Genomic DNA, 1,402 nt, shown 5'->3' with positions numbered 1-1,402 from the left:
CTGTTAGTATAGCTCGATCTTTTAAGTTTTTTTCTGAAAAATATTGATTAAGAAAATCTGTTATTTCATCCTCAGCCAAAACACCTTTAATTGAGGACTTATAAAAAAGTTCTTTTTTCATATCAAAGATCATTTTTAGGCTTTCCAATTCTGTTCCCAATTCATTACTGGTCTTGGAAAGAAAAGCAGACATGCGATCTTCCATTAATGCCAAAACTCCAATATAAATAGCTTTTAGAAATTTCGCATCTCGTTCGGAGGTAGGAAGATTGTCAAAATAATTGAAGACGATTTGGTTCTCTATTTCGAACTCTTTTATCTCTACACGTTTGAGCTTCTGATTGACCTGTAACATACTAACTACTAATAATTAACAATATTCGTTTCTGTATTTAATAAAATAATTAGATTATAAATCTAAAATCTTTTATATTATTTTCAATTACCCACTTTTCAAATTCTTGAACTACCCCTTTAGAAAAAATTTCATTAAAAGGCTCTTCTCTACAAGTCAAGTCAATCATATCATCCAAAGTTGCTTCTATTGATTTTTTAATACCCTCGTCTGTCTTAATTTTTTGATATATCGTCCAAGGTTTATCCTTAGTTACTGAGGACAAATAATTACCATTGGCATCAAGCATTATCTTATCATGGGCAACTTCAAAAGTAGATATAGAAACTCTATGAACTACCCTTAATCCTGATTTTCTTGCTTTTACTATTTCATCATAAATATCTTGATTCCCTGTCCATACATTGTTTGTGTTTCCAGCCTTATTTTTAGGGTAATCACTATCATGTAATACAGAAAAATTTATTTTAAAGTGTGATAGCATCTTTATTAAGGGAATGATTGTATATTTCCCTCTTGCCCTTATTAATATGGGCTTACAATTAATATGATATTTTTCAGGATCTAACCTCATAATTGTATCGAAAGCTGCAAATTCAGTATCACCTTCCACAATAACGGGATATTGTCCAAAAAACATTTCCGAAAGATTTTGATCGAAGCTATTGAGCAATTTTAAATTTTCAATCTCGTGGGGTGAGAATTTAACATCATCTGATCGGTATGTATGAGGGATGGGATTTCCAGCATCTCGTGATAACCGAACAATTGTTGTGTGATCCTCGAAAGGATTTATAAAAAGAGGGCTATGTGTTGTCAACATAACTTGCCAAGACGGGTCATTTGCAAGTTCATATAAATACTTGGATGCCGCTCTTATACCATTTGGATGAAGAGCTATTTCTGGCTCATCAATTAATAGCATATATCCAGGTAAAGCCACCTCATTGTCCCTCTCATCGATTGCTTTTTCTGCTTCAATATCTTTAGTTGCTTGTAGTTCTTTTATTTTCTCATCAATGGCAATCTGCTTAATTTGTTTCGTAC

The 1,402-nt window shown here is 32.2% G+C and carries 2 protein-coding genes; both read right to left on the bottom strand.

Translation table 11 applies throughout. The features are described 5' to 3' along the window. Window positions 1-355 (bottom strand): hypothetical protein (locus tag AC1DPQ_RS27705; RefSeq protein ID WP_477611561.1); only part of this gene is annotated, 355 nt, incomplete at its 3' end. Between the two features lie 49 nt (window positions 356-404). Then, the coding region (locus AC1DPQ_RS27700) for an ATP-dependent nuclease (RefSeq protein WP_477611560.1) at window positions 405-1,402 on the bottom strand (998 nt) is incomplete at its 5' end.

The sequence above is a fragment of the Pedobacter sp. 01T416_2 genome, assembly GCF_056398925.1.
The sequence above is the reverse complement of the archived record's forward strand: the minus strand, read 5'-3'. Positions and strand labels throughout refer to the sequence as shown.